This window comes from Arthrobacter sp. ISL-72 (genome assembly GCF_018613755.1).
Classification (GTDB): domain Bacteria; phylum Actinomycetota; class Actinomycetes; order Actinomycetales; family Micrococcaceae; genus Arthrobacter.
Genome location: NZ_JAGGPP010000039.1, coordinates 21,477 through 45,855, shown reverse-complemented (window position 1 = coordinate 45,855; position 24,379 = coordinate 21,477). Strand labels below are relative to the sequence as shown.

Here is a 24,379-nt window from a genome sequence, read left to right as displayed (position 1 = left end):
GGTCTCCCGGCCAGCCACTCAGTTGAAGATCAGCACCTCTTCTCAGCGCACACATCCGCGTCCAAACTAGGTGCCATCGCCGAGGAGGCGGGAGTCAAACAACTGGTGCTGAACCACCTGGTTCCATCCGAACCATCGCTGTCCCGGTTCGATCAGGCCCGGGAGGGCTTCTCGGGCAAGTTCTACATTGGGAAGGACATGGAACGGCTCCCCATCCGGCTCTAGGGCAGAGAATTGCAGGCATAGCCATCATTCTTACCCGCCTTGGCCCATCTGGAAGACACGCGACTTCGATCCGCAAAGCTGTCAGTGCTCGGTGGGATCATTGGTCCATGACGGCTCCAACTGTGGAAGCGGCGATCAACGACCTAATGGATCGTGCCTGGAATGTTGTCTATGACCTGCTCGCCGAGCGGGGCCTGCTCGGTGACGGGCTGGACGTCGAGGAGTACACCGGGATCCATTCCTGGGTGGAGGGCCGCACGCGGTACACAGTGGTCCACTCCCGATCGGCGGCAGTGCTCTTCATGGACACCCGACCGGTGGATGCCATTGTGTTCCACCACGACCTGCTCGGTGCCGACGACCCGAAAACCTTCTTCACCGTTCCTGGGTGAAGCCGCTGCATCCTTTTGGCCCATCGTTCATCTGGCTGCCAGTGTCCTGGCGGCTGTCACCGGAGTGGGGATTGACGGCAGCAAGCTCATGGACCTGGACCGGGGGTATTCCCTGGAAGCTGGACGCCCGTCTCGCCGCAGACCAGCAGACGGGGGAGCGGGTCTACGCCCGGAACGACATCGACTGCGGCCACCTGGTCCGCCGGTCCTCGGCCGTCTGGGGCGACAGCCTGGCCGAGGCTGAGCTGGCCAACGAAGACACCTTCCACTACACCAACGCCGCCCCGCAGGCGGCCAAGTTTAACCAGGGCCTGGAACTTTGGCTGGGCGTCGAGTCATAGCTGCAGGAGCACGCAGCCGAATACCGCAGCCGGATCGGGGTCTTCACGGCCTGATCTTCAGCGCCCTCGATCCGGTCTACCGGGGCGTGGACAGTACGCTGGGCTACTTCAAGGTCGCCGCCTTTATCCACCAGGGCGAGCTGGCGGCCATCGGGTATGTGGTGGACCAGTCCCCGCAGCTGGCCGACCTGCCGGAGGTGCCACGGCCCGGAGCCATCGAGGACGTCCCGCCGCTGGGTCCGTTCCGGACGTTCCAGGCGCTATTGTCGCCGCACTCGCCAGGCTGACCGGTCTGAACTTGGACAGCAAGCGTATCCGGAACAGCGGGAAGCAGTTGTTTGGGGTCACCTTTAGCCGGCCCACTGCAGCCCAACGTGAACGAGAGTTGCGTTCGACTTTTGAGCAGCCGGAGTGGGGGCATAGCAAGCTGTAGTAGAAGCAGCCCGTTGAAATCATGTTGCGATCGACAGGGCGACTACTCTCCGGGTACTCAAACTTCCACCCAAACTTTGTCGCGGCCTTTGACTCAGCTTGTCATGTTGTTTGCAGCATTTTTCATCGGGTTTTTCTATTCTTTTGATATTTGTTCCCGTACTTTGGGCTCAACTATCCAAACGCTTGCTGGGGAGCAACGATGCTTAATGGGGGACGGCGCGCAGAGTGCCACTTTTCTACACATCAATCAGTGCATGACGTACAGCTGATTTCTTTGATTGGCCAAGGATTTGTCAGCCCGGTACTTGGTTATGGCCTGACCGTGAAGGCAGATAATCAGATTTCGTTGGCCGGAGCGCCCGCGACTATGGGTTCGAGGGGCTGACGTGGGGCTGCCATTCGTAAAACCTGCAGGTATCGCATTCGCTCTGGCGCTCGCCACAGTATCTCAGATCGTTGGCGCTGCAGGGCCGGTTCAGGCTGCAAACAGCCTTGCTAACGATATTGCCTCAGTAGCCACCGCGTCTTTCGAGGTCACGAGCGCGGGGGCAAAAGACGTGCTCGTGGCTTCACTGAAACCAGCAGAGTTGAAGACACCGGGGCCGGCCCGCGTCGATGCAGTTGCGGGAACCATCGGCGGCTACGTTGACGGCGTACGCTACCGGGAGGATTTCAATGGTCAACAAGCGTTCCTCGATGACCTCCAGCTAACATCGCACCTTGACTCCGCCATCGGCAAAGCCACTGACACGGTCGCCAAAGAGGTCCTGTCCGCCGCTCTGATAGATCTGCTGCTCGCGGATCGTCTGACTTCCGAGACGGCGGTTGGGGACACGCGAACCGCTCTCTCTTCGCCGGCAGGTTCATCTGTAGTGCAGGACGCTTCAGAGCGTGTAGACGCGGAGAAGGAGCTGGCTTCAGCCGAGAAAGCGCTCGAACAGGCGAAAGCTGCCCTGGCTCAGGGGCTGCCGGTTGCAGCTGAGGCGCACTTCGGTACTGCTTGGCGGCACGGCACGAACGCGCTGGCCGAGCTCGGCATTACATACGACGGGGACCGTGACAGCGATGGCATACCGGACCGCGCGGAGCTGAGCGTGGGTGCCTCGCCACTGTCGCTCGACACCGATGGCGACGGGTTGCGGGACGCCTTTGAGTTCAACGCCATGGCCGTATTGGCGCTGAACAAAGCGGATACCGACGCTGATGGAACCAGTGACGCCGAGGAAGACCACGACGGCGACGGGCTCACGGCGGCAGGGGAACAGTCAGCGGGAACCTCCGCTGTCGACCGTGACACGGACGGTGACGGCCTCAACGACGCCCAGGAGCCGACCAACCGAACGGACCCTCTGCGAGCCGACACTGACGGCGACACGCTACGGGACGGCGCAGAGCTGCGTGCCAAAACGGATGCAACCAACCCGGATACCGACGGTGACGGCGTTCGGGACGCAGACGAACTGCTCTCCGTATCCGTAGAGGGCCCCGATCGTGCCTCGGCCGAGGTAAGAGGAACGGGACAGTCTGCCCTGGGTGCCTGGATTGCAAGCGTGCCCGCCGAGGACCTACGCACGAAAGTCGGCGCCAAAGTTGGTCCGGCCTTCGAGTTCGAGTCCCCGGGCGAGGGGATGGTCCAAGCCGACATTACTTTGCCTTACGACCCCGCCGCCCTGCCACACTCTGACGCCAACGCTAAGGCGCGCGTGTTTTGGCTGGACGAGAACGCCAACACCTGGGTTCCCCTGACTGCGGAGCAACGCGTAGACGCTGCTGCGGGTACCGTCACCGTTACCGTGGACCACTTCTCCACCTACGCAGTTTTCGACATCGTCAACTGGGGCCAGACTTGGGAAGCAAAAGAGAACCCGTGCCGCCTGCGCACGGACGGTGGGGGAGACGACGTCGTCTTCCTTGACCTAGCCCTCTCCATCGACTCGTCCGGCTCCATGAGCTGGAACGACCCAAACGGTCTGCGCCGGGACGCCGCAAAAATTTTCGTCGACGCGCTGCTGCCCGAAGACCGCGCAGCCGTCGTCGACTTCGACAGCAGTGCCCGTGTCCTGCAGTCCCTCACAACGAACAAGGACGCGGTCAAGGGAGCTATCGACCGCATTGACGACTTTGGCGGCACGAACATCTCCGCCGGTGTCAGCACCGCAAACAGCGTCCTGATCAATAACAACGACCCGGACCGTGGGCGGGTAATGATCCTGCTGACCGACGGTGACGGATCGTGGAACTCGTACTACCTCGACCAGGCCAAGCAGGCCTACATCACGATCTACACCATCGGCCTGGGAAATGCCGTGAACACCGGCCTGCTCAGCACCATCGCCTCCGAGACCGGCGGCCAGTACTACCAGGTCGACAGCGCCGAAGAGCTGCCCGAGGCTTTCCGCCGCATCAGTAATGACACAGGCGGAGACGAGGGCGTCACTTTAGATTCAGACACGGATGGCCTCAACGACTGCGTGGAGATCCAGGGCGCGCACAGCCCCGGCACTGAGCTGCGCTACACATCTAACCCCTTTGACGCCGACACGGACAAGGATGGACTGCCAGACGGCGACGAGGTGCGTCCCCTCGGCGCCGCAGTCGGCATCCCAACAGCATCAGACACTTTCCAGGTGCTATCCGATCCTGCAAAGCCGGACACGGATGGCGACGGACTCACTGACCCCGCCGAACTCGACGAGGACACCTCCGTATGGCGCGCCGACACCGACGCCGATGGGCTAGGAGACTCCGATGAGCTGACCTGGACGACCGACCCCCTGGCCGGCGACACAGACGGCGATGGGTACGGTGACGGCACCGAGGTAGGTCAGACGGCCGCAGGATTCAGCCCCGTCGTCTTCGATGACCCGATGAGCCCGGACGAATGGGCTAGCGAGTTCGCTAAGGGGGCAGCCCTTGGTGATGCCGGGGACGGCACTACTGTGCCGTACCTACTTGGAACGATCAGTTCTTCCGCTACCAGCTTCATTCCGGTCGTTGGCTGGATTGTCGGGGCGATCCTCGATCTACGGGACCTGATTGCCAACACCGTGAAAGGTGACTGGGTCGCCGCCGGTATGTCCCTCGCCGGCGTAGTGCCATATGTAGGGGACACCGCGAACATCATTGCGAAGGTCATCAAGTTCCTCGGCCGCAGTGCGCACCTGATTGATGATGTTGTCGCGGCGATCGCCAAACTTGACGATTTCCCCACCAGCGCCCGCGCTCAGATTATTGCCGGTATCAACAGCAATTGGGACGCGCTGCGCAAGGCCTCACCTGGGATGAGCGAGGCCAGCTTCCTTCGCCTCGCCTCCTCGCGGCACGGTGCGGACCACATAGTCGAGGCGCTACGGCGTTCCAACGGAAGTGTCGGGGCCTCCATCCCCTTTGTTAGCCACTGGCGGGAGGCAGAGGACGCAGTTGTCGCCCTCTTCGATGTGGCCTCCGACCAACGCCAGCTCTACCGCAAGGCACCAGGATTCAGCTTCGGGCGCTTCGTGGACATGATTGACGAGGACTCCGTTATGCGTGAGGTCAAGTCCGGGTTTGTCCCCTTCCGATCCAGAATCCAACGGCAGATCGAAAAGGACGCCGCAATCGTCGCGGACACAACTGGCGAGAACGTGCGGATAGAAGGCGTGGTCTGGCACTTCGTGGCAGGCCCGACCGGTTCACTTGGCGCCGACCCGCGCGTACTGAGCTTGCTTGCCGATAAAGGTATCCCCTACATTGTCCATCTGCCATGACTAATTATCGCGACCTAACCAAGCCCGAGGCAGCCGCCGCCCTCCAGGAATTTCTTGACGAACGTGGACCAGCGCTCGCGCTGCTCCGGGAGCGCCTGGATGAAGACAGGCAGGATACCGATGCGCTCCTCGATGGAAGCCTCGAGAGCCTGGTACCACTGTGGCGCTGGTTGCTGTCCCGCATGACGAGACGGGACGCCCCGGGCGCTACCGACCCCGCCTCGGTCGCCCGGGAGGCATGGCCTTCTTGGGAACGATACACGACAGAGGATGAGCGAACCCTATCCCTCGAATCCCTGAGTCTCCTGGACGGCCTCGTGTCCTACCTGGCCGCAATAGCGCTGAACCACGCGCCTAGGGCCAGGTGGGAGATAGCCAGGGACCGCGTAAAGCGTTACGTCTACAACAACCACCCGGTCCTCGTCAGCGGCAGGGGCGACGTACACAACTTCCTGCCCGATCTACCGGTGGCTCAAGCACGCGCGTCAGTGCGCGGCACCCGGGAGTCGCCGGACGACAGAATCGCGGCCTACGCGCGAAGTTTGATTGAACAACTGCACCAAGCTGAAAGTGTCAATGGCGAGGCCGAGGAAACGGAGCCGTTGCTTGAGATCGAGGACATCCGGGACGAACCGGGCGGATATGACTTCGAGATTGGCTTGAGTGACGAACTCGCCCACGGGCGGTCACGTGACGTGGACCGCTTGGTCAGTGAGTTATCGGGCGAGGACGGCGTAAAGAAGGTCTTGCGCGAGGACCGGGACATGGTTTTAGTGAGGGCACCGTCGTGGAGTGCAGACAAGCTTGAAACCTGGATCCTGCGAAGACTTTGACGAGTGGCATCCTGGAATCGTCAGAGCGGCGAGGCCTAGATGTACGTGGCCCTCCGCATGCCTGCTTACTGGGTCCGCAGCGCTTTGCAACCGCAGGTTCGCCGCGGGTAAAGACCAGGACTGCCGGTTAGAGACGGTTGGGTGGCACGGCAGCTTATCTGCCGTGCCACCACTGTGCATACTGGTCATAAGGGATAGCAGATGGATTGACAGGTGCCAGATACTCCAAGCCCGGGGTAAAAAAATGAGTCACCACACCTCAATCCCCAGCCGCCGGAGTTGGCCCGAACGGCTACTCTGGGTGCTGCTTATCGCCGCCTCCGTGATCCTCGTGTCGATGGGACTGCTCCGGTCCACGTTCTTCGGGTTCATGCCTGAACCGGCGATGATTGCGGCAGCCAGGGTGGGAGCTTGTACATTCTTGCCGGCTCTGCAGCGTCAATCGCTGCAGCAGGATGGTCGATCTACCGCGGGCACCGCACTGGTGGTGGCCTTTGTCGCAGCGCCCGCGGTGCTTGTAGGCGGAGCTGCATTGGCGGTGCCGCACAGTCTGCTTAGGCATGTTGCCGCCGCAGCCGTCGCCGTCCCACCAGCCCTCACCGCCATCTTATGGGGGTCACGCTTCTGGACCTGGCGGAGCAAGAACTGAGCACGTGGCTGGCCGCCGGTCACCGCCTGGTCGCACATAGGATGGTCCGGTGTTCGACGAACCCAAGAAGCGCCGATTCCTGACTATGTCGCCAGCAGCCGAAGAGCTGAAGGTGAGCCCTAACTAAATCCGGGCCTTAGTGAAGACGGGGATCTGCGCGCCATCCAGATCGGCGGCCGGGGAGTGTGGCGCATAGGGGTCACTGACCTCGAAGACTATATCGCCGAGGCGTATCGGCGGAGTGCCGAATAGGCGGCCACGAAAATGCCCACTGACGGCCAGTAGAACTGCCCCTTGGTGGCCATGAGCTCTGCCCACTTCCTTACTGAACCTGCCGCGTCTTAAGCGGCGGGCGCCTCTCCCCGGGATTTGATGACGGTGTCTAAGCGCACCAAAGTCCGCTTCTTCATGGTGCTGGGCACGTCCGAGGCCATTGCTGTATTGGTTCCATATAACCCGTCTGGAGACCTTAGAGGGGCGCTGACAGTTTTGCTCGTGCAGCTCGCCATGATGTGTGGAACCCTTGGCGTGGGGGCCGACTTGATGGCTCCGCAAGGCGAACGAGGGCGTTGAACGCCTTGCTGATCTCTACAACGTGAGCCGGCTGGCACTGGGGTCGACGGGAGTCGCAGCATCCGCTGCCACAGCCTTGGTCACGGCCCTACTCGGAGCAGCCCTTGCAGCCGCCACCCGAAGTCTCCTTCCTCCGCCGCCGCCACCGATCGTCCAACCGCAGAAGTCTGCCCCGACCGAGTCGGCCCGTGAAACGGCAAATTTACCCGACCGCGTCACAGCGCCAGAGACTCGACCAGACTTTGCTGGCGGTACCCCGTGTTCTGCGGCATCACGAATGACTCCGCCTTAAGCTGCCGGATCGGCCGCGGTGCCGCCGCTGATGGGTGAGGCTTCCTGGGCTGCGCGCTGTCCCACGACCTCCGCAGAACTAACTGACACCATGCGCGTCGGGGATTGAACAGCGCACGGGCAGGGTTCCTCGTAGATCCACGGGGCCGCGCCTCGACGGGATGCGCTTGTCTTCGCCGTCAGGGCCTAGAAAATTCTCTTTATGCAGGCGCCGAACATGATCTGTGCCGGTGTCGCCGACACCGGGACCCAGTGTCCGCCCGAGTCGACGACGCCCTCGATAGCGGTTCCATGTTCCTTCTCCTTCAGGGGCTGGCGGGCACCGGATGTGTCTGTCAGGGTTTCGGCGTCGTTCTGATAAACGGAGTTGCCGCTGGGTTGAGGGTCCGGAATTTCGTGAGGAAGTAAGCGACGGAGGACCAGCGCGCGGCGGTGTGCCGCCACAGGGTCCACTTCGGCATGCGACAGGCTGGCGGGAGCAGGCTGGTTCAGGGTCGCGTCAGTGTCCGCTCTCATGCGCGATCACACCGGCTGTGGGATGATCCGAATGTACGGCTTTGGCTCCTTCCAATCGCCAAAGATCTCGCGGGCCTCGCTGTTCGGGACGGAGCCGGCGATGATGACGTCCTCGCCTTGCTTCCAGTTGACCGGCGTCGCCACCCGGTGCTTCGCGGTGAGCTGAAGCGAGTCGACGACGCGAAGCACTTCGTCGAAGTTGCGTCCGGTCGTCATGGGGTAGACGAGGATCAGCTTGATCTTCTTGTCCGGCCCAATTACGTACACGTTGCGGACGGTCTGGTTGTCCGCGGGCGTGCGGCTCTTGGCGTCCCCGGACGTGGCTGCCGGGAGCATGCCGTAAAGCTTCGCCACGGTGTAGTCGTCGTCGCCGATCACGGGGTAATTGGGGCGGGCCCCTTGCGTCTCCTCGATATCGGCGGCCCACCGCTCGTGATCAGCTGTCGAGTCCACGGACAGGCCGATGATCTTGACTCCGCGTCGGTCGAACTCGGGCTTGATCTTGGCCATGTAGCCGAGCTCAGTCGTGCAGACCGGGGTGAAGTCCTTCGGGTGCGAGAACAGCACTCCCCATGAGTCTCCGAGCCAGTCATGGAAGCGGATGTCGCCTGCGGTCGTCTTGGCGGAGAAATCGGGTGTGATCTCACCGAGTTGCAGTCCCATTTTGTCCTCCTGGGCGTTGTGATGTAGTGACGGAGCCCATTGGCTCGCCGTCACTTCTAACGGTAGGGTGACCCTGTTCCCCGACCGTTCCCCCAGCTACCATAAGGGCGTGGAGAAGTGCGCCGTCGTCATGCTGGGCGCGTTCCGTGTCGTGGTTGACGGCCGGCCGGTTCCGGGCAACGCGTGGAAACGGACCAAGGCGGCCGGGCTCGTCAAGATCCTCGCCCTCGCGGAAGGGCATCGGCTGCATAGGGACGTCGTCGCCGATTTGCTCTGGCCCGATCTCAGCGGGCAGGCTGCCGCTTCGAACCTACGCAAAGCAATGCATTTCGCGCGCTCCGCCCTCGGCTCGTCAGACGCCGTCCAGGCGCGCGGCGACCTGCTGGTGCTGCTGCCCGACGCCGAGGTCTCCATTGACGCGGAGCGGTTCGAAGCGGACGGGCGCGCCGCGCTCGCCTCATCGGCAGGGCTGGCCGAGGCGCTCGCCCTGTATCGAGGCGACCTGCTTCCTGGTGATCGATTCGCTGTGTGGTCCGAGGACCCCCGCGATCGGCTGCGCACGCTGTACCTGCGTCTGCTTAAGGCCGCGGCTCGGTGGGACGACGTGGTCAAGGCCGAGCCAACGGACGAGGACGCCCACCGCGCGATCATGGTTCGCGCGCTCGACGCCGGCGATCGCCAGGGCGCTATCCGTCAGTTCGAGCGACTCCGTCGACAGTTGCGTGCGGACTTGGGCGTCGGCCCAGGGGCGGCGACGGTTGCGGTCTACGAGGAGGCCATCGCCGAGGATAGCCGACGCGTTGAGAATCGCACGCGGGTCACGTTGGCGCGAGCACTCATCGCACTCAACAGCGGCGACCTCATCGAAGCCACCTCATACGCCCGGCGTGCACGGGACCTGGCCATGGAAGCGACCTTGGGCCGAGAGATCGGCGAGGCCAGTGCGGTGTTGGCGATCGCGGCGAACATGCAGGATCGTTGGCCCGAGGTGTTTGAGGCTGAGTTCGTGGAGTTCACACGGCACGACTCCGCGCGCTCCGGCTACATTCTTGACGCGCAGTTGTGCATCGCCGAGTTCTGCCTGTGCGGGCCGGACGGGCACCGGGATATTGCGCGGCGGGTAGCGCGTCTGCGCACGATAGCCGAGCGAGCAGGCTCGGTGCGTGGCCAGGCGATCGCCGACCTGTTGCTGGGGGAGGCGGCACTGTTCTCCGGCGAGCTCGGCGACGCGCGCAGTCTGCTCCAGTCCGCGCTCGAGCTGCACCGGCGGGCCGGGGCACCGGCCGGCGAGATCGTGACGCTGCAACGACTGGCTGAGGTTGACCTCGCGCAGGATCGGCCCGAGGAGGCCGCTCGGGCAGCCAGTCGCGCATTGGCTGTCGCCGCGTCCACATGGCTTGAGCCGCACCTCGTTGTACGCCTATACGGGGTGCTCGTTGAGGCAGCCAGATCTCCGGCGCAAGCGGTCCGCATCATCGAGCGAGCCGACGCCGCTCTGGCCGGCAGGAGCGTCTGTCCGCCGTGCTCGATGGGTTATCAAGTCGCCGTGGCGATGAATTACGCACTGGCAGGGAAGCTGGACGCAGCCCGCCGCCGGCTCGCCAATGCCGAGCAGCTCGCTGGCATGTGGCCTGGCGGACCGTGGCACGCCGCCCTCTGGGAAGCACGAGCCATCCTGCGCCGCGCAGAGGGTCACGAGGATCAAGCCATCGCCCTGTTTCGGGAGGCGGCGGCTACTTTTTCCGAGCTCGGCAGGCGCCAAGATGAGCAGCGCTGCCTAGCTCGAGCGGCACAAAGATCGCCAATGACGATCGGAAAGTCTCTTGCCGGCTAGGCGGTATTCACTTCGACAAATGCATCAACGTCTTCGACCGGGCAGGACGACCTTGGATCTTTCCCCTTGGACACCATTCGAACAGGAACGGGCACTCTCAAAGCAGCCGCCGATGATCCTGCTCGGCATGCAGTACTACGCCATGCTCGGGGCCTTTACCCACGCGCGGTGGAATGAGGGCCGCGCTGGCGAAGGCGGAGTCGGGCGTGTGGCAGGAGTCTGCTCGAAGGGAGCTCCGCCTGTCCGGGGAGGGTGGATACCCGGTGTTGTGCACCAGTTGTTGAACCGTCTGGCGGCCACGTTGTGCTGGAATGTTGGTGGGTGAAGTGAAGCGCTTCGTCAGGGGTCGTTACCGGCTTCGTCCTGACCGCCCCGGTCTGTCCTGTCGAACGTATTGGTCTGGAGTGTCCGCCGCGCCCCGTCTCAGGGGCGGCCGTTGTCGCCTTGGACGGGGAAGCTGTCCGGGGGCTCAACACTGTCCGATAGCACCGGTGCCTTCCACCTCACGTTGCCTGACGGTCGTTACGTGATCAGAGCGAGCAACGTCGGCGGTTACGCTTCGACGGCTATCCAGCCAGTGGTGATCTCGGACACCCCCGTTCACATCACGTTGGTTGTTGACAGCGGGATTCGCTAAGCGAGCACGGGACAGGCAGGCCCGAAAGCCGGCGACTTGATTACGGAGCAGACGCGTGAGGGCGGTGGGGGCGTACTGAGAGTGACTGACGGCTCTGAGCTGACGGCCGCAGCCGCATCTTGGACGTCAACTTTTTGGGCGGCCGCCTGCTGACGCCCTAACTGTTGGCCGCGGTTGCGTCGTAGGCCCCGCGGGGGTATTGGATGGTCTTGTGAATTGTCTCGGTGAAGTCCAGGAGGGTGGAACTGAGGGTTGGGAGTTCATGGGCTGGCAGACCGTATTTGGTGTATTCCGTGGTTGGGAGTGTCCGGTGCCTGGTGATGGATGTTGCGAACATTGGCAGGTGCAGGTTCGGGTCTCGACGTTGGCACAGTCTGATGAGCTGTTGGTTCGTGAAGCGTCTGCTGGTGATGATGGAGTAGGCGTCGAGGAAGTCTCGGGCGTATCCGCGGCTGTAGACGGCGAGGAGCTTGGACGCTACCGAGTCGTTCAGGGAGAGCATCGGTCCGATGTCGATGATGGCGGGTGAGTTCTCCCACCAGTCCAGGCCAAGGTCGATGACGACGGCTTCATCATCGTGCCCTACGGTGACGCTGGCGAATTCGTCGTACTGTCGGGTGATCTCGACCGCGTAGCCGGAGGCTTGGAGTGCGTCTGTCATCTCACGCCGGCAACCTTCGCTTGGCCGCCGGCGAGGATGAAGCCATCAGCTGCCAGAACAGCAGGGGAGATCTTGGCCCCTACACGCTGAGAGTGGTCCACGATGGGTGTTCCTTCGCTTCGTGGTGGGCGGGGAGCTGGGGGAAGGTTGTCTCCCAGAGCTGTCTGCACCGTGCGGGCAGGATCATGGTGGGCCACAAGGCGGTCAGCCGTTCTCCCTGGACGATGCTACAGATTTCCTCGAGGGACCCGGAATTTTGAAGTGTGAGTTGGTACAGCACTGTGCAGCTACCGTCTTCGTCCACGTTGTAGGTTCTCTCTGGTCCCCAGTCCACGCCCGGAGTGGGGGCCAGCAGCTCCTGCCGAACGACCACGGGCTGACTCCAGGTGTGAAGTGCCCCAGTGGGTAGCTCAGCCGTAGGCACCCACCGGTCTTGATGGTCGCGGAGTGGTGTCCGGGCAGGACTGGACACCGGAAGGAAATTTGCGCCGGTTCAGGGTCAGCCCGGATGCGGTATTTCGACACGTTCATGCCCGCCGTAGTAGCCGGCCGTAACATTGAAGTAGATGCAGGTGCTGGTTGCCAAGTTTGGTGAAAAGGACTGAGACGTTGCCACTCGAAACACTGCCCGTACTGGACTTCTCGCGATTGAACGCGGGCGCGGAGGCGGCGTCCCAGTTTCGTGAAGAACTGCGCAATGCCATGCATGAGGTCGGTTTCCTGTATCTGGCCGGCCATGGCATCCCGCAGGAGTTCACGGACGCAATGCTGGACGTGTCCCGCCGCTTCTTCGAGCTGCCCGAAGAACAGAAGCTCGCGATCGAGAATGTCCACAGCCCGCAGTTCCGTGGCTACACCCGTGTCGGCGGCGAACTCACGGACGGTGCAGTCGACTGGCGCGAGCAGATCGACATCGGCGTAGAGCGGGAGACGGTGGCGCCGGGCCCAGGCGTCGCGGACTATTGGCGCCTCGAAGGGCCCAACCTGTGGCCGGATGCGCTGCCCGAAATGCGGGAGATTGTCACCGGGTGGACGGAGCGGCTGAGCACAATCTCATTGACTCTCCTGCGGGCCCTGGCGGTGTCCCTCGGAGCGCCTGAGGACATTTTCGACGCGGCATTCGCCGCACGGGCTTTCCCCATGCTCAAAGTTGTACGTTATCCGGGGGCGTCCAACAGGGAGCCCATGCAGGGTGTCGGCTCCCACCGCGACGGCGGGGTGCTGACGCTGCTCCTGGTGGAGCCCGGGAAGGGCGGCCTCCAGGTCGAGTATCAGGGGATGTGGATCGATGCACCGCAGGTGCCCGGAACTTTCGTAGTCAATATCGGCGAGATGCTCGAGCTGGCCACGAACGGCTACCTGAAGGCGACCCTGCATCGCGTGGTCTCGCCGCCTCGCGGCACCGACCGGGTCTCTCTTCCGTTCTTCTACAATCCGGCACTGGATTCGAGGATGCCGCAGCTCGCGGTGAGCCCGGAGTTTCAAACCAAGGCGCGCGGCCTGTCGGTTGACCCGATGAACAACCCGATTCTGGAAACGTACGGGGATAACGCCCTTCGCTATCGGCTTCGGGCCCACCCGAACGTTGTCGCGGTGCACCACGCGGACCTGCTGAAGGGCTGACGGCGCCTGTCCCAATGACCAGCCTCGCGCGGGGTGGGCCTGCCCTGGACCCCGCAGCTCCCCAGGGACTCCAGTGTTGCCTCAAAGTGTTATACAGACACTCCGGTTCGATAGGGCGTCCGCTACCAGAACTGTTGGCCGGTCCGTCCAGTGCAGCCAGCAGTCGCGAGACCATGCGGACTTGTCTGGACGTACAAGGGGACTCTCCGACTGGCCCGCGGCGCCCGATTCTCTCTATTTGTGCGCCTCACCCCATCAGTCCCGAAAGAACGATTGTGGGTCAGTACCCACGGCAACGGAAAGTGGTGTCTAGACCGGAACGGGGTGCGTAGGAGATTTCGGACAGCGGATTTGTTGGTTTTGTACGCTGACATGGCTGGCTGCTGGTAACTGTAGTGGACCTCGTTGGCTGTACCGGATAAGGTCGCGCATGGCCTGGCCAGGGCCTTTGTCGCGTAGCCCGTACGGTAGACGCGCTCGTTCTTCAATGCCAAGAAGAACGTTTCCGCTTGGCTGTTGTCCCAGGACACACCGGTGCGACCCATGGACGAGCGCATTCCCAGTTCCTTCACCAGCGCGCGGAATGAGGCCGAGGTGTACTGGACGGATTCAACCGGTCGTCGCAACACCTCGATTCGGAGGAAGCGATGGGAGGCCGGCAGGCTGGATGAAAGCGTTGACGGGCAGGTCTGCGATGAGATCACCCCGAAAGCCGTCATTACGGCGGGATACTGAGCGGGCGTTCTGGCGTGCGATCGCGACGGGGTGTACGAGTGAGGCGGCGGCCGGGGGCGTCCTTTTACATCAGAGGCTTTCAAGCTGCGCAGCGCGTCGGTAATGCGTGCGTCTTCGATGGTGCGCAGGGCCGGCAGGCGTTTCTTCCACGCCCGGTAGGTTCGTGCGGCGACCTGGACGCCCTGCTCCCGCAGGACAGCGCAGATCGACTCGACCGCATAACCTTCAGCCCGCATTTCGTCGATGAATCGACAGATCAGCGGCGGCGAGGGTCGAGCTCCCTCGCGAAGAAAATCGACGCCTGCTTCAGGATCTCGTTGGACTCCTTCAAATCCCGCACCTCAGCCCGAAGCCGCTTGATTTCCTCCAACTCGTCACTACTCGGACCGGTCTTCTCACCGGCATCGAACTGGGCCTGGACAACCCAGCGGCGCAGCGATTCAGGACCGACTCCGAGCTTCGGCGCCAGCGCCTTGCAGGCAGCATAAACAGACGGAAACTCGGACAACCGATCCGCCGTGCCTGAGAGGGTGGCGACTGCGGTCGCCGCTGCGGGAGGCCCGGTAGCGGTGGAAGAGGCGGGCGAGGATGAAGCTCACCCAGGCCTGTTCTATCCAGATGAGATCATCGACTGGGTCGAAGAGATCGCAAATAATGAAAATCCACATGACTCCGTGTAAAGGGAGTAGATCCGGGGTCTGTGCGCAGCCAGCACGCGGGGTTAGGCAGCGGCGCAAGGGCGGCGGACCTCGAACCGGTCGACGTCCAGTAGCTCGCATCCGGCGAGCACCTTCTCGTCGACGTAGGCTAGGCAGGACGCCGGCCCTGCCCGGGCCGGCACTCCGGCCCTTTCGCAGGCTGGCACCGACCTACGGAAAGGGCCCCCACTCATGAGCGAACCCGACTGGGTCCAGCACGCCATCTGGTGGCACGTGTATCCGCTGGGCTTCGTCGGAGCCGAGAAGACAGCGACGGCGGACCCCGCCGCTGCGCACCGGTTGCTGGACCTGGTGCCATGGCTGGACTACGCAGTGGAGCTCGGAGCGTCGGGGCTGGCGCTCGGTCCCATCTTCGCGTCGGAGACGCACGGCTACGACACCACGGACTACTTCCGGATCGATCCACGGCTCGGGACCCTCGAGGATTTCGACAGCCTGGTCGCGGAGGCGCACGGCCGCGGGCTGCGGATCCTGCTCGATGGCGTCTTCAACCACACCGGCCGATCCTTTCCGCCCTTCCAGCAAGTCCTCGGACAGGGCCCTGGTGCAGCTACCGCCCCGTGGTTCTCGCTGCAGTGGCCCGAAGGAGCCACGGCCGGAGTCGAGCCCGGGTACCGGGACTTCGAGGGCCACCACCACCTCGTGGCGCTGAACCACGAGGAGCCTGCCGTTGAGGATTTCGTCGTGGACGTCATGAAGCACTGGCTGCGTCGCGGGGCCGACGGCTGGCGCCTCGACGCCGCCTACGCTGTCCCGTCGCCGTTCTGGGCCGGCGTGACGGCACGCGTCCGTTCAACCCACCCCAGTACCTACTTCGTGGGCGAGTACATTCACGGCGACTACGCGTCCGAGGTACGCAAAGGCAGGCTCGATTCTGCGACCCAGTACGAGCTGTGGAAGGCCGTGTGGAGTTCACTTAATGACGGCAACTTCTTCGAACTCGCTGCCGCACTGGAGCGGCACAACGCCCTGCTCGGGTCTTTCGTGCCGCTCACCTTCATCGGCAATCACGACGTCACGCGGATTGCGAGCAAGCTGGAGGATCCAGGGCTGCTCGCGCACGCCGTCGTGGTCCTGCTCACGGTCGGCGGAACCCCGTCGATCTACTACGGCGACGAGCAGGCCTATCGCGGCATCAAGGAGGACAGGGCAGGGGGCGACGACGACGTCAGGCCGCTCTTTCCGGCTTCGCCCGGCGATCTGTCACCCGTGGGGCGACCGGTCTTCGAACTGCACCAGGAACTGATCGGCCTGCGCCGCCGCCATGCGTGGCTGCATCGGGCACGGACCGAGGTGCTGCAGCTGTCCAACGAGGTGTTGGTGTACCGCGCCTCGGCCGGTGGTCCCGAACAGCTCATCGTTGCATTGAACCTCTCATCCGAGCCCCAATTCGTCCGTACAGCGAGCGCGCAGGTGCTGGCAGGACGCGCAACCCCTGACGGGAGCAGCGGGCATGCTGTCCTGGCTGCACGGTCATGGGCCGTGCTGGGCTGACCCTCGGTGCATTGCCGGTACCAGCGCTGATGGTTCCTTTATGCGGTGCGCGGGGTCCCGGTCTAATGGAGCCGTCTCTCAAGTCACGGCTTGCGGGACAGCAGCGGGGGCTTCTGTTCTAAGATCAGGAGGTGTCCGTGGCTGATTCCCGCCCAACAGCGTAGGCCTCGCATACAATCCCGGCACCAGAGGGTCAATCTGTGGGCGCCTCAACCAGGCTTACGGGACTTCGCAAGGGTGATCCAGTAAGTGGGTGCCAGGGGTGGGGACGGCTACTTCCCGACGGTGTCGGCCAGGCCGCGGATGAAGTACCGCTGGCCGGCGTACACGGAACACGGAACGCCGTGTACAGAATCAGCAGCGCCCAAAAGCTGTTGTGGAGGCCCATCGCCTGGAACATCTTCACCAGCGGAATGAGGCCACGGTGGGCGCCAGCATCAGTCCGCCCAGGATAAGGATCAGCACGGTACGGCTGAAGGGGATGTTGACCTTCGTTAGTCCATAGGCCGCCCAGGCACTGATGAACACCGTCCGGGCGAAAACCCTGCCAAGAACGATGAGTACGGACGTGCGGGTTAGCATTCGACTCTCCTGCGCTTGGTAACCGGAGCTGAAGCACTGCGAGCACCAGCGTGATGATGAATACGGCGGTGGCAATGGCGGCCGCGTAGCCGAAGTCGTTGCGGACAAAACCGCTTCGGTAGAGCCAGGTACCCAGGACCTGGCTGGAATTGTTCGGACCGCCGGTCGTCATCACCATGACTTCGTTGAACACCTGGAAGGCCCCTGAGACCGTGACGATCATCATGAGGCTGCTCATTTCCCTGACCAGCGGAAGGGAAATGGAAACGAACCGCCGGAATGGGCCGACGCCGTCGATCGATGCTGCCTCATGGAGTTCTGTGGGGATCGGCCGTAAACGCAGTGAAATAGCGCCACTGGGTCGAAGCGGGCTGGTCGTGGCTTGTAGCTGGTCAGATACTGCCCACAATCGGCCCGTTGTTGGTGACAGGCGTTGTTGCTGGCCTAACCGTGGCTGGTCGTGAACAGCTACAGTCCACTTGTGGGCCACAAGTGGGCGGACGCGGGCTGGGCGCGCAAGACGAGCTATTCGTTGCGTTGAGCTGTGGCACTACCGATCGAAGGGTCAGAACGGAGGCGGCTGAACATAATTTCTCCGTGGTCGGCCCGTGTTCGCCGGGCGCGGAACACTCTGTCCACTATCAACCCAAGCGCCGTAGCGTGGCCGTATGCGCATCCTGGTCCTCGGCGGTACTGCCTTCCTGTCAGCAGAAATCGCACGGCAGGCGGTTGCCTCCGGGCACAATGTCACCTGTCTTGCGCGCGGCACGTCCGCGAACCCACCCGACGGCGTTGCCTGGGTCCGTGCCGACCGCGCCTTGGGTGCCGGGGCCTACGCGGAACTCGACGGCGGCTGGGACTCTGTAGTTGAGGTGTCACGGGATCCTGTGCAGGCGCGGGACGCGTTGGGAGTACTGGGGGTCGGTGCCGCGCATTGGACGTTCGTCTCGAGTTGCTCCGTATACGCGGACCATTCGGTTCCCGGCGCCGATGAGGGCGCCGCACTCCTTGAGCCCTTGCCCGAGGGTGAAGCGGGCACTCCGGAGACCTATGGTGAATCGAAATCGGCAATCGAGCAACTGACCCTTGGCCAGGTGGGCGACAAGGCCCACATTGTCCGGGCAGGGCTCATCGGAGGTCCGGGAGACGGTTCGGACCGCTACGGATACTGGCCTGCCCGCTTTGCTGCGGCCACCACGGATCCGGTCCTGGTGCCGGACATACCCGCCGACGCGACCCAGATCATCGATGTCCGGGATCTTGCCGCCTGGATCATCCAAGCGGCCGAAGCCGGACTGACGGGCGCCTACAATGCGCTGGGGGACGTTGTGCCGTTCGGTGAGTACCTTGCCGAGTCGCAACGAGTGGCCCGGGCGACAGCTGACCGGGGTGCGCAGGCTGACAGGGGTGTGCAGACTGAGGCGGCTATGCAGGAGGAGCCCGTATGGGCTGACCCTGAGTGGCTTCATGCCCAAGGCGTTCAATATTGGGCCGGGCCCGACTCGCTTCCCCTGTGGCTGCCACCGGACTACGAGGGACATTCGACGCGGTCAAACCGGGCTGCGAGGGAACGCGGCTTGTCCCTGCGCCCGTGGCAGGAAACGCTTCTGGCAACCCTGGAGGATGAGCGCCAGCGTGGCTTGGACAGGGAGCGCAAGGCCGGCCTGGGCCGCGAAACCGAACGCAGGCTCGTGGCACTTTGGCGAGGGCAACAGCGTTAGGCTGCGTCCGTCGTGGTGGTTGGTTCGTATAGCACCGGGAAGTTGACGCTGCGGGCGATGAAGCAGACCTGGTTGGCCTCGTTTTAGGAAGGCTTGCGGCTGAGGAATTATGTCGGCATGGTATACGTTGCAGGTCGGACGACAACTCCTGCTAAGAAAGAGATGTATACCTCAGTGGCAACTGACTACGACGAGCTCCGGACAGAAGTGAAGGAATCGCAGAACGATTCTCTGGAGGCGCTCAAGTCAGCAAGCGCACCCGATGCGCGCAGTGTCGTGCGCGAGCTGGACGAAGCGGATGACATGGACAGTGTCGGAATCCCCGGCGGAGAATTTGTGGCCGAGGAACTGATCGTCCAGGTCGTTCCGCAAGGTGACGACGAGTTCACCTGCTATTCCTGCTTCCTGGTCCGCCACCGTTCCCAAGTGGCAAGGGAGAAAGACGGTCACTGCATTGAGTGTGAGGGCTGAATCAGTCCAGCTTGTTCGTAGACCAGACCTGCGGCCGCTGGCCTGACGGTGGTTGTTGGAGCCGAGCTGTAGCATCAGGGCCATGACCCGAGACGAGAACTATGTCGAGTATATGCTGCACGTCGGCGGAGGGTTGAGCGGCCTCAGTCTGGAGCAACTGGGGTACGAGCGGCGCCCGGAGGATCTGAGCGATGACGAGCGGAACCTTCTGGAGGTCGATGACCTGGAGTGGATGGAGTCAGTCACCCGGAGCAGCGTGACAAAAGCCTGTTCCAGGCAAAGCTCCTGGCGGGCGCGCTCCGGGAGGCGTCGGCTGTACTGATAGACCAGCTATTCGAGGACATCGCCGAGTTGCGGGGCCCTTGACGAGATCACCTGCAGTCAAACCTTCGCAGGGTAGATCCCCATGTAGCGCCTCATCGACTTGCGGGAGGAATCCCTGAAATGGGTCGTGGAAAATCGGAAGGGTCATAATCTAGTCCGAAGTATGTGCACGTTGACGGCGACGTGCGGAGTAGAACAAGGCGTCGCTTCTAAGGCCTGGCGGAAAGGCCGTGCCGCACTAATGGGCACCGGTGCCACAGCCTGCCATCGTCCTGGATCCGAATGTTGAGGTGCATAAAACTGAAGGGTCAGGCGCAGGAATACCAAGCGGCAGCCGCAGAGTTAATGTGACGGAGCGCCACCCGTTCTGATCCGGTAGTACGCATGTCCTAAGCAGACTTAGCCCCTAGTCAGTTTCCGGTCCTAAGCAGTAGTGGCAGTCCTCAGAACACGGGTCGGTCATGACGCCGCCAGCCGTAGATTGTAGCCGTCTAGGATATGGAACAGGCGGCGGCCGCCGACAGGGTTATGGACCCAAATGATGTCCCCATCCAATGTCCGCGCGTCCACTTCGCCGGCATACTCTGTCCGCCCCCTGTCGCTAAGCTGCACGACGTCTCCAACTTGGACATCGTCCCAAGCAGAGCCTTTCACGAGATTCGTCTTTGAAGTCACAATTCTCTCCTTGTGTTTGGTTGGCCAACGGAGCCGATGAACTGATCTAAGCGGAACGCGTAAGACTCTCTCAATGGAGGAAGCGACTATCAAGACGCGCTGTGCTGTGCAGAAGTCCAGCAGGGATCATGCGAATAGAAGCACGATGGTTCATGCCTTTGAAGCATGCAATGCCCAAACATTTGGTCTTAGACAGCATGCACTGCTGCTCGGACAATAGGAGGATGTTCAAATCCGAAGGGAAAAGCATGTCCGTTTCAGTGGAGTCTTCCGCAGATGTTGCACCAACGCATGCACCAGCCGGCGCTCAGCCTCAGGTGCTCGCGCACCGAACTCTCGCTGCCCGTCCTTCGGAGGTTCGCAAGGTGTTCAGGGCGGCGCAGCGGCCCGACATGATTTCCTTTGCCAATGGAGCGCCTTATCTCGGAGCTCTGCCATTTGACCGCATCGCCTTGGATGCCCACCGGATCCTGCTCGACAGCGGTGAGCGCTCGTTTCAGTACGGATCCAGCAACGGCATTCCCGAACTGCGTGCCCACATTGCCGAACTTATGAAGCTTGAGGGCATCACGGCGAGCCCGGAGCGCGTCCTTGTGACGGCGGGAAGCCAGCAGGCGCTCGATGTCGCCGCTCGCGTCCTGGTTAACCCCGGCGACGTGATCTTCGCTGAGGCACCGTCCTATGCGGGCGGCATGGCCGTGTTCACTAGCTATGAAGCCGAAATCGTGCACGTGCCGATGGACGCCGACGGGATCATTCCGAATGAACTCGAGCGGCTTGTCAGCGAGGTCCGCGCTGCCGGCAAGACAGCCAAAGGCCTGTACACTATTCCCAACTTCCAGAACCCGGGAGGTGTAAACCTTTCTGCGGAACGCCGTTTGCAGGTTGGCGAGCTGTGCCGCGACAACGGCCTACTGATTTTCGAAGATAACCCTTACGGCCTTCTTGGCTTCGACGGCGAGACCATGCCGGCCATCCAGCCTGGCTTCGAGGAGATCACGCTGTACTTCGGCTCCTTTTCCAAGATGATCGCTCCAGGCCTGCGCGTAGGTTGGGTCCTTCCGCCGGAATCGCTCTACGGACACCTGGTCAACGCCAGCGAGACCTCGCAGCTGAACCCCTCAGTCTTTTCCCAGCAGCTGATCAGCGCATACCTCGACGACCCAGCCTGGCAGGACAAGTTGGTCGAGTACCGAGGGATCTACCACGAAAAGTTCAACGCCTTGGTTGAAACCCTCGAAGAGGTCATGCCCACCGGGACCACTTGGAACCGGCCTACCGGCGGCTTCTACCTTTGGATAAAGGTCCCGGAAGGGATTGACACCGAAGCCTTGGTCTACGAGTGCATCGAACGCGGTGTCGTGTACGTGCCTGGTACGGCTTTCTACACCGATGGGAGCGGGCACAGCGAATTGCGGATGTCCTTCTGCCTGCCGTCTTTGGCCGATATCCGCAAAGGCGCCGGCATCCTGGGCGAAGTTTTCCGCGACGCGGCCTCCAAGGCAGGCCTCGGCAATGCCTCAACACTGCCTGCGATCGGTTAGAGAACCCATGTCATCAACCGAAACTCGTGCCGATGCCGCCATGACGCCAGGGAATCAGCCCGCTGCTTACGTCGAATCCGGCGATGAGGGCTACCGCAAAACCATGTCCAATTTCCAGATCCAGATGATTTCCCTTGGCGGCGCGATCGGAACGGGACTGTTCCTTGGCCTGGGCTCGCGCCTCCAGGCCGCCGGGCCCGCACTGCTTCTTGCCTACGCCGCCACCGGCGTTATTGCTTATCTGCTCATGCGGGCGATCGGCGAACTGGTGATGCACCGCCCCAGCACCGGGTCCTTCGTGTCCTATGCCAGGGAGTTCTTCGGCCATCGCGTGGCTCACGGGACCGGATGGATCATGGTCAGCCTGGGCGGCCTTCTGGGCGTCGTCGAAGTCACCGCCGTAGCCATCTACGTGCAGTACTGGTGGCCGCAGCTGGACGGCTGGATACCCGCCCTGCTTGCCTGGCTCATGATCGTAGGCTCCAACCTCTTCTCCGCGAGGGTGTTCGGCTTCATCGAAGTCGGCGCCAGTGCCATCAAAATCATCGCGATCGTACTCTTCCTCGCCGCGGGACTCGTCATCATCTTCTTCGGTGAACCTATGGGTCTTCAGACCCAAGCGGGCGCGCAGAACCTCTTCTCTGACGGGTTCTTTACCCAGGGCCTCCTTGCTGTGGTGCTGGTCAGCCAGGGCGTGGTGTTCTCCTATTCCGGCATTGAGATTGCTGCGGTAGCGGCGGGTGAGGCAAAGAATGCCCGCGAAGTGATGCCTAAGGCCATCCGCAGCATCGTATTCCGGATCGTGGTCTTCTATCTAGGCTCCGTGCTGGTGCTCAGCATGCTCCTGCCGACCAACCTTTACAGCGGTGCTGAGTCACCGTTCGTGACTGCACTTGCGGGCCTGAACGTCCCTTGGCTGCCCTCCGTGATGAACTTCGTGGTGCTGACGGCGTCTGTCTCAGGGATCAATGCAACGCTTTATGCCTCGGTGCGGGCTCTGCGGACGCTCGCGTCGAATGGTGAAGCGCCGAAGTTCACCATGAAGATGACAAAGGGCGGCGTGCCGATCGGAAGCCTCAGCGCCATCGGCGGGTTTTACCTCGTCGGCGTGGTGATGACGTACGTCTTCGGCGGCGGCGCCGTGTTCGAGACGGCACTTGGGGCCTGTGCCGTGTGCATCTTGCTGCTCTGGTCCTCGCTTTTCGCCTGCCAACTCCGCTTCCGGCAGAAGGTCAAAGCCGGCCTGCTGCCCGCCGTGAGTTTCAAGATGCCGGGCGCTCCGTACACGTCATGGTTCTCACTGGTGATCCTGGCGGTTGTATTCCTCACCATGGTCCTGCCAGGGACCAGCAGCACCTGGTGGATAAGCCTGACTGGCACCCTCCTTCTGCTCGGGTCGATCACGGTGGGCTACGAATTCAGCAAACGGCGCCGGATTCGAGTCGAGGGCCAAACCCAGGCCCAGGTCGACAGTGATCAAAGCTCTGTTTCTGCCTAAAGTTGGAATGCAGTAAAAGCGGAGTCTGCGGTGTTAGCTGGCGTCACCGCTCTTTTCATACCAGGGGTTTGGAGAAGCAAACTTCGCGTGGTGTTCGGTTGAGCGGTATTGCGCGCCGTTGAAGCAGAAGGGTCTTCCCAACTGCGCCAAAAGGCCTGCGGCCGAAAAATTTGTGCCCAGGGACGTTTGCCGCGACTGATGGGAGTACGCCCTCCGATTGCGATGTGGTCTCTGTGGTGGTTGAAAAGAACCCGCTCGGCGGTCATGCCTGGGACGGCGAACCAGGACACGGCCCGTTTCAGGACGTGACCGCGGCGGACGCTGTTTTGTCGCCGTGGACCTCAGCGTAAGCGCCCCCGGAGATGGTCGTTGATGGCCCTAATCCGACGGGTGGTGCACCCTGGGTAGACAGTCACAACTGGTCCACCCTCAGTGGTCTCCATAGGTGGCGTGCTTGTGGGCAAGTATCTTCGGTAATGGTGAAGCCCGCGCTCATCAGGTACGGTACAGGATCGCGGGCGATGTGATCGGCGCTGACGCGGATGCTCAGTGGTTCGATCGCACACATGACGGCGCGACCCCGGGTGCGCGTGGAGCGCCCGTGTTCGGCCAGAACGAATACCCCTCCCGGGCGGAGTACCCGGCAGGCCTCACGGCTGGCGGCCAGCAGACCGGGGACGGTGCAAAAAGTGAAGGTGGAAAGGAAGATGTCGGCGCTTTCTGACGGTAGGTCAAACGTCCGCGCGCCGCCGTGATGTAACTCGACGCGGTCGATTCCCTTTTCCGCTACGCGCCTGCGGGTGATGGCGAGCATCTTCTCGGAGAGGTCAAACTCGGTCACATGCTCCACCCCCGGGCCGTACGGCGGGAGGTTCATCCCCGAACTCACCCCGATTTCGATTTCTGCCACGTGGGCCATCGACACGACACAGCCCGAGCCCGGGCGCCATCGGCGATATAGCGCTCTAAGAAGACCATCCACCGGTCATAGAGGCGGGCGTTCTTGTTGAAGGCTTCCGTGATGTCTTCATTGCTGGTTCGGTGCACATCAACCTCCGGAAAATGGGTGTGGCTTCAAGGAACAGGGCTTTCCGCCAACACGCCCACCTCCAGGGAAGGCGGGACTCTGCGCCGTTCTGGATGGTGTTCTCCGGGTTTGCCTCGGAATGGAACCGAGTTTCAACGGAACGGCGAGCA

General features: G+C 62.5%; 22 protein-coding genes and 2 pseudogenes. 15 read left to right on the top strand and 9 right to left on the bottom strand.

From position 1 onward, the window contains the following. Positions 1–332: 332 nt before the first annotated feature. The 6 genes from J7I92_RS22420 to J7I92_RS22395 all read left to right on the top strand — a co-directional run bounded on the left by J7I92_RS22420 (position 333) and on the right by J7I92_RS22395 (position 6,621). The gene (locus tag J7I92_RS22420; protein ID WP_214844062.1) at positions 333–617 is read left to right on the top strand and encodes a hypothetical protein; all 285 of its coding nucleotides are present in this window, start codon (positions 333–335) and stop codon (positions 615–617) included. 71 nt (positions 618–688) lie between these two features. Further along, complete coding sequence (locus tag J7I92_RS22415) at positions 689–958, top strand: DNA/RNA non-specific endonuclease (RefSeq protein WP_214844060.1); 270 nt, start codon at positions 689–691, stop codon at positions 956–958. Next, the gene (locus tag J7I92_RS22410; protein ID WP_214844059.1) at positions 937–1,245 is read left to right on the top strand and encodes a hypothetical protein; all 309 of its coding nucleotides are present in this window, start codon (positions 937–939) and stop codon (positions 1,243–1,245) included. Before J7I92_RS22415 ends, J7I92_RS22410 begins: the two co-directional genes overlap by 22 nt. 711 nt (positions 1,246–1,956) lie before the next feature. After that, a complete protein-coding gene (locus tag J7I92_RS22405) occupies positions 1,957–5,139 on the top strand; it encodes a VWA domain-containing protein (protein ID WP_214844058.1) in 3,183 nt (1,060 codons plus the stop codon). Next, entirely contained in the window at positions 5,136–5,972 is an 837-nt protein-coding gene (locus tag J7I92_RS22400) for a hypothetical protein (RefSeq protein WP_214844057.1), read from the top strand. Before J7I92_RS22405 ends, J7I92_RS22400 begins: the two co-directional genes overlap by 4 nt. A gap of 244 nt (positions 5,973–6,216) precedes the next feature. Beyond that, positions 6,217–6,621 (top strand): hypothetical protein, encoded by a 405-nt coding sequence (locus tag J7I92_RS22395; RefSeq protein WP_214844056.1) that lies wholly within the window; start codon positions 6,217–6,219, stop codon positions 6,619–6,621. A 1,050-nt stretch (positions 6,622–7,671) separates the two neighbouring features. Here J7I92_RS22395 and J7I92_RS22390 read toward each other — a convergent pair. Beyond that, on the bottom strand, positions 7,672–8,001 hold the full coding sequence (locus J7I92_RS22390; RefSeq protein ID WP_214844055.1) for a hypothetical protein: 330 nt from the start codon (positions 7,999–8,001) through the stop codon (positions 7,672–7,674). A gap of 6 nt (positions 8,002–8,007) precedes the next feature. Next, complete coding sequence (locus J7I92_RS22385; RefSeq protein WP_214844054.1) at positions 8,008–8,664, bottom strand: peroxiredoxin; 657 nt, start codon at positions 8,662–8,664, stop codon at positions 8,008–8,010. 109 nt (positions 8,665–8,773) lie between these two features. Here J7I92_RS22385 and J7I92_RS22380 point away from each other — a divergent pair, with 109 nt between their 5' ends. Then, positions 8,774–10,498 carry a tetratricopeptide repeat protein gene (locus J7I92_RS22380; protein WP_214844053.1) on the top strand — a complete coding sequence of 575 codons (1,725 nt, stop codon included), beginning with the start codon at positions 8,774–8,776 and terminating at the stop codon, positions 10,496–10,498. A gap of 794 nt (positions 10,499–11,292) precedes the next feature. On the opposite strand, the gene J7I92_RS22375 is transcribed toward J7I92_RS22380, so the two are convergent. Together J7I92_RS22375 and J7I92_RS22370 are read right to left on the bottom strand one after the other, a co-directional pair. Then, positions 11,293–11,796: a hypothetical protein gene (locus J7I92_RS22375; protein ID WP_214844052.1), complete on the bottom strand. Its 504-nt coding sequence runs from the start codon at positions 11,794–11,796 to the stop codon at positions 11,293–11,295. Positions 11,797–11,875: 79 nt separating this feature from the next. After that, the gene (locus tag J7I92_RS22370) at positions 11,876–12,169 is read right to left on the bottom strand and encodes a hypothetical protein (protein ID WP_214844051.1); all 294 of its coding nucleotides are present in this window, start codon (positions 12,167–12,169) and stop codon (positions 11,876–11,878) included. Between the two features lie 236 nt (positions 12,170–12,405). Between J7I92_RS22370 and J7I92_RS22365 the strand changes: the two genes are divergently transcribed. Beyond that, positions 12,406–13,419 carry an isopenicillin N synthase family oxygenase gene (locus J7I92_RS22365; protein ID WP_214844050.1) on the top strand — a complete coding sequence of 338 codons (1,014 nt, stop codon included), beginning with the start codon at positions 12,406–12,408 and terminating at the stop codon, positions 13,417–13,419. Between the two features lie 437 nt (positions 13,420–13,856). Here the strand turns inward: J7I92_RS22365 and J7I92_RS22360 are convergent. Next, positions 13,857–14,018 (bottom strand): annotated as a pseudogene (locus tag J7I92_RS22360) (IS3 family transposase); the annotation flags it as partial. Here J7I92_RS22360 and J7I92_RS22355 point away from each other — a divergent pair. Then, positions 13,963–14,154, top strand: a complete 192-nt coding sequence (locus J7I92_RS22355; protein WP_214844093.1) for a hypothetical protein — start codon at positions 13,963–13,965, stop codon at positions 14,152–14,154. The pseudogene J7I92_RS22360 and the gene J7I92_RS22355 overlap by 56 nt on opposite strands. A 256-nt stretch (positions 14,155–14,410) precedes the next feature. Here J7I92_RS22355 and J7I92_RS22350 read toward each other — a convergent pair whose 3' ends face one another. Continuing rightward, a complete protein-coding gene (locus J7I92_RS22350) occupies positions 14,411–14,662 on the bottom strand; it encodes a transposase (RefSeq protein ID WP_214844049.1) in 252 nt (83 codons plus the stop codon). 382 nt (positions 14,663–15,044) lie between these two features. Here J7I92_RS22350 and J7I92_RS22345 point away from each other — a divergent pair, with 382 nt between their 5' ends. Further along, entirely contained in the window at positions 15,045–16,367 is a 1,323-nt protein-coding gene (locus J7I92_RS22345) for an alpha-amylase family glycosyl hydrolase (RefSeq protein ID WP_214844048.1), read from the top strand. A gap of 402 nt (positions 16,368–16,769) precedes the next feature. On the opposite strand, the gene J7I92_RS22340 is transcribed toward J7I92_RS22345, so the two are convergent. Next, complete coding sequence (locus tag J7I92_RS22340) at positions 16,770–16,949, bottom strand: hypothetical protein (protein WP_251040336.1); 180 nt, start codon at positions 16,947–16,949, stop codon at positions 16,770–16,772. An 88-nt stretch (positions 16,950–17,037) separates the two neighbouring features. Beyond that, positions 17,038–17,439 (bottom strand): annotated as a pseudogene (locus J7I92_RS22335) (carbohydrate ABC transporter permease); the annotation flags it as partial. A 178-nt stretch (positions 17,440–17,617) separates the two neighbouring features. On the opposite strand from J7I92_RS22335, the gene J7I92_RS22330 reads away from it, so the two are divergent. The 5 genes from J7I92_RS22330 to J7I92_RS22310 all read left to right on the top strand — a co-directional run bounded on the left by J7I92_RS22330 (position 17,618) and on the right by J7I92_RS22310 (position 23,182). Next, the gene (locus J7I92_RS22330) at positions 17,618–18,670 is read left to right on the top strand and encodes an epimerase (RefSeq protein ID WP_214844047.1); all 1,053 of its coding nucleotides are present in this window, start codon (positions 17,618–17,620) and stop codon (positions 18,668–18,670) included. Between the two features lie 174 nt (positions 18,671–18,844). Further along, entirely contained in the window at positions 18,845–19,141 is a 297-nt protein-coding gene (locus tag J7I92_RS22325) for a DUF4193 domain-containing protein (RefSeq protein WP_214844091.1), read from the top strand. A gap of 82 nt (positions 19,142–19,223) precedes the next feature. Then, positions 19,224–19,463, top strand: a complete 240-nt coding sequence (locus J7I92_RS22320; protein ID WP_214844046.1) for a hypothetical protein — start codon at positions 19,224–19,226, stop codon at positions 19,461–19,463. Between the two features lie 805 nt (positions 19,464–20,268). Then, positions 20,269–21,684, top strand: a complete 1,416-nt coding sequence (locus tag J7I92_RS22315; RefSeq protein WP_251040327.1) for a PLP-dependent aminotransferase family protein — start codon at positions 20,269–20,271, stop codon at positions 21,682–21,684. Positions 21,685–21,691: 7 nt separating this feature from the next. Beyond that, positions 21,692–23,182, top strand: coding sequence for an amino acid permease (locus tag J7I92_RS22310; RefSeq protein WP_214844045.1), 1,491 nt, complete (start codon positions 21,692–21,694; stop codon positions 23,180–23,182). 412 nt (positions 23,183–23,594) lie between these two features. On the opposite strand, the gene J7I92_RS22305 is transcribed toward J7I92_RS22310, so the two are convergent. Then, positions 23,595–24,092 carry a class I SAM-dependent methyltransferase gene (locus J7I92_RS22305; protein WP_214844044.1) on the bottom strand — a complete coding sequence of 166 codons (498 nt, stop codon included), beginning with the start codon at positions 24,090–24,092 and terminating at the stop codon, positions 23,595–23,597. Positions 24,093–24,379 lie beyond the last annotated feature (287 nt).

What these genes read in the sequence shown, in the direction of transcription:
- J7I92_RS22420 (WP_214844062.1), top strand. Translation starts at nt 333, where the DNA reads ATGACGGCTCCAACTGTGGAAGCGGCGATCAACGACCTAATGGATCGT.
- J7I92_RS22400 (WP_214844057.1), top strand. Translation starts at nt 5,136, where the DNA reads ATGACTAATTATCGCGACCTAACCAAGCCCGAGGCAGCCGCCGCCCTC.
- J7I92_RS22395 (WP_214844056.1), top strand. Translation starts at nt 6,217, where the DNA reads ATGAGTCACCACACCTCAATCCCCAGCCGCCGGAGTTGGCCCGAACGG.
- J7I92_RS22390 (WP_214844055.1), bottom strand. Translation starts at nt 8,001, where the DNA reads ATGAGAGCGGACACTGACGCGACCCTGAACCAGCCTGCTCCCGCCAGC.
- J7I92_RS22385 (WP_214844054.1), bottom strand. Translation starts at nt 8,664, where the DNA reads ATGGGACTGCAACTCGGTGAGATCACACCCGATTTCTCCGCCAAGACG.
- J7I92_RS22375 (WP_214844052.1), bottom strand. Translation starts at nt 11,796, where the DNA reads ATGACAGACGCACTCCAAGCCTCCGGCTACGCGGTCGAGATCACCCGA.
- J7I92_RS22355 (WP_214844093.1), top strand. Translation starts at nt 13,963, where the DNA reads ATGGACGAGCGCATTCCCAGTTCCTTCACCAGCGCGCGGAATGAGGCC.
- J7I92_RS22345 (WP_214844048.1), top strand. Translation starts at nt 15,045, where the DNA reads ATGAGCGAACCCGACTGGGTCCAGCACGCCATCTGGTGGCACGTGTAT.
- J7I92_RS22340 (WP_251040336.1), bottom strand. Translation starts at nt 16,949, where the DNA reads ATGCTAACCCGCACGTCCGTACTCATCGTTCTTGGCAGGGTTTTCGCC.
- J7I92_RS22330 (WP_214844047.1), top strand. Translation starts at nt 17,618, where the DNA reads ATGCGCATCCTGGTCCTCGGCGGTACTGCCTTCCTGTCAGCAGAAATC.
- J7I92_RS22320 (WP_214844046.1), top strand. Translation starts at nt 19,224, where the DNA reads ATGACCCGAGACGAGAACTATGTCGAGTATATGCTGCACGTCGGCGGA.
- J7I92_RS22315 (WP_251040327.1), top strand. Translation starts at nt 20,269, where the DNA reads ATGCGAATAGAAGCACGATGGTTCATGCCTTTGAAGCATGCAATGCCC.
- J7I92_RS22310 (WP_214844045.1), top strand. Translation starts at nt 21,692, where the DNA reads ATGTCATCAACCGAAACTCGTGCCGATGCCGCCATGACGCCAGGGAAT.